The sequence below is a fragment of the Peribacillus sp. P4_C12 genome, assembly GCF_056402095.1.
In genome coordinates this window covers 1-2,786 of record NZ_JBFUIB010000473.1, presented here as the reverse complement: position 1 = coordinate 2,786, position 2,786 = coordinate 1, and the positions used below count along the sequence as shown (strand labels likewise).

The 2,786-nt window shown below is 33.7% G+C and carries 4 protein-coding genes; 2 read left to right on the top strand and 2 right to left on the bottom strand.

Annotation, left to right across the window (positions count from 1 at the left end):
* Positions 1-288: 288 nt before the first annotated feature.
* Both AC1DUW_RS25100 and AC1DUW_RS25095 read right to left on the bottom strand, forming a co-directional pair.
* A complete protein-coding gene (locus AC1DUW_RS25100; protein ID WP_477643749.1) occupies positions 289-1,395 on the bottom strand; it encodes a tyrosine-type recombinase/integrase in 1,107 nt (368 codons plus the stop codon).
* 5 nt (positions 1,396-1,400) lie between these two features.
* Positions 1,401-1,520: a helix-turn-helix domain-containing protein gene (locus tag AC1DUW_RS25095; RefSeq protein WP_269083766.1), complete on the bottom strand. Its 120-nt coding sequence runs from the start codon at positions 1,518-1,520 to the stop codon at positions 1,401-1,403.
* A 15-nt stretch (positions 1,521-1,535) separates the two neighbouring features.
* Here AC1DUW_RS25095 and AC1DUW_RS25090 point away from each other — a divergent pair, with 15 nt between their 5' ends.
* Entirely contained in the window at positions 1,536-1,763 is a 228-nt protein-coding gene (locus AC1DUW_RS25090; RefSeq protein WP_477643748.1) for a hypothetical protein, read from the top strand.
* A 182-nt stretch (positions 1,764-1,945) separates the two neighbouring features.
* Positions 1,946-2,786, top strand: an 841-nt coding sequence (locus AC1DUW_RS25085) for a hypothetical protein (RefSeq protein ID WP_477643747.1), incomplete at its 3' end; no start/stop codon positions are given.

The following is a 2,786-nucleotide window of genomic DNA, read 5'->3' as shown; positions in this document are numbered from 1 at the left end:
ATGTAAATGGTGAGATGTAAGAAATTATGGTGGCCTTGAAAAATGAATATCTTCATATAAATTTTCAAATTAAAAAAAACTATTCAAAAAAAGGAAAGTCATATATAATGGAATTTGTAAAATAAAATTTTATAGGTCTATCTTCGGGGCGGGAAGAGTTCCGAATCATATAAAAGACGCTAGAACCCATATGTACCAAGGGCTCTAGCGTTTTTGTTTTTTGTTTGGTAGGTTTTTTGGTAGGAAATTAGAGAATATTAAAGTAAATGGTAGGGATTTTAAGGATACTTATTTAAGCATTTCATCCAATGCTTTAACGGCATCGCTTTGCATATTAGGCATCATATGAGAGTAGGTATCCAAGGTTACCTTTATGGATTTGTGTCCTAGTAGTTCCTGAACAACTTTTGGATGCACATTGACACTAAATAAAAGTGAGGCACATGTATGCCTTAAATCATGAAACCTAATTTTCCTCACACCTGTTTTATTTAATTGTCTAATCCAAAACTTATGAAAGTTTGTTTTACTAGAAGGTTTCCCATTGGGTTGGCATACAACTAAGTCATGATCGAAATACTCTTCAGCAATTAATTTTTCCTGAATAATCATTGAACGATGTTTCTTCAATTCTGACAACACTTTGTCTGAAACCGTAACAGACCTATAGCCGGCATCAGTTTTGACTCGTTCTTCTATCTTTCCATCAAAGTCTAAGATTTGTCTGATCCGAAGCATTTTGTTTTCAAAATCTACGTCTCTCCAACGCAAAGCCATGATTTCACCTTGGCGCATCCCTGTATAGATAGCCAATATGAAYATAATCTTGTTGCGGTGCTCAAATCCGCTTAGAAAGGCTTTTGTCTCATCTTTGGTCCAGTAATCCACTTTCGGCTTACCAGAGCGTGGTTTTGAGCTTTTATCCAATAAAGAAAAAGGGTTCTTTATTATTAATTCTTTTTTGATGGAAGAGTTAAAAGATGTTTGAACAAGGTTGTATATTTTTTTTATTGTTCCATCGGCGAGTCCCTTATCTTGAAGTGTTTTTATGAACTTTTCGAGATGGACAATATTTATTTTTTGAAGAGGTAGATGACCTAATTCAGGAATAATATGATTTCTAAGATGTCCTTCATTTACGTGACGAGTCTTTTTATTAATATCTTGTTTATTCTCTAGCCATTCTGTTATATAGTCCTTGTAAATAATCTTTGTTGGGTCTATATAGCTTCCCCTAAGCCATTCAGTCCTCGTTAAGGCCTCAGCATCCCTAGCTTMCTTCTTGCCTTTAAAACCGCGTTTCTTAATCGTTTTACGCTTACCTTTATCGTCTTTCACTTCAAATGTATAATAGTAGGCTGTTTTTCCATTCTTCTCATATTCATAAATTGGCACACTGATTACTCCTTCCACTCAATGACTTGATTAGGTTGAACTTCAAAATACGTACAGACCTTATCAAGAATTTCCATCGAGATATATTCGTCTTTCCCCATTTTTGCAAGAGTAGCTGGAGATATTAGGAGGTATGGAATTTGAAATTAAAAGTAATTATGGATAGTGGCAAAGAATATTTATGTGAAAAAGATAATAGCTTACAAGAGTTTATGCAGAGATGTGTTGTTGGACTTGATCGGATAAAATATATAACTCTTGATAAAGAAGAGAAGATAATTATTAACCCAGTTCATATATCTTCAGTGGAAATACTAGAGGAAACTATAGTTGAATATGATGAAAGTGACCCAATTGTATACGGGTAAAGTCTAAGCATCCTTTCGAGGGTGCTTTTTATTTTGGAGAGAGAGGAAAATGTCCCATTTAACCGTTAAAATGTATTAAATATTACATTTATAATAGGTAATTAGTTGCGAAAACATAAGATGAATGGTATTGTTGAACCTGTGTTTTTTTTCCAATAGAAGTAATAAGAGGGGGATTTTTAATGTTATTCAAAGTAAGTAAAGTTTTAGGTGTGTTTGCACTGGGTTTTTTACTATTTTTAGTCTTGCCAACTAATTCAAAAGCAGAATCAAATGATGAAGGTTCAACACCAATTTATTTGTCAGATGAACAGAAAGATTCATTAAAAAACTTAGGTTTTAGTGAAGAAGAAATTGATAGTATGACTGAAGAAGAGTATGAGGCATTTGCAAATATTGATGGCGAATTAACAGGAGAATCTACTGAATTCTTTCAAGTTACAGAACAAGAAGATGGACAAGTAGATATCATTCCTGTTACAGAGGAACAAGCTACCCAAGGGCTTTTCCATGATAAAGTTATGAGGGCTACTAAGACAGAAAAAACAAGTTGGATGAGTTTAACTTTAACATCTTCTAAATTGTCAAATGGAAATACATTATTGAAAAATTCATTTAAATGGCTAAAGAATCCTAATGTGGGATTAAAAGATGTCCTAGCTATAACTCATTCAACATCAGCTGTAAAAGTATCTGGTACGGATAAGTTTGTTTATAAGTATACAGATGGAACTGGTACACACACTAAAGGAGCTATCTCATCAACTCCAAGTCAAGCAGGTTGGGCAAAGAAATTTGATTTAAAGGCAATAGGAACAAATGCATCACCTACGAACCATAATGGCTACCTATCTTACCAAGTGAAAAAAGGTAATAAAAACGATATCAATGCCAACGCTTATGGACATTATACACATGTTACAATTGGCCTAACAGGGACGATTACAATTTCAACAGGACAGATTTCTGTCGGAGGAAACATAAAGAAAAGCAACGCAAATGTTCCTATGATAACATTTAAGT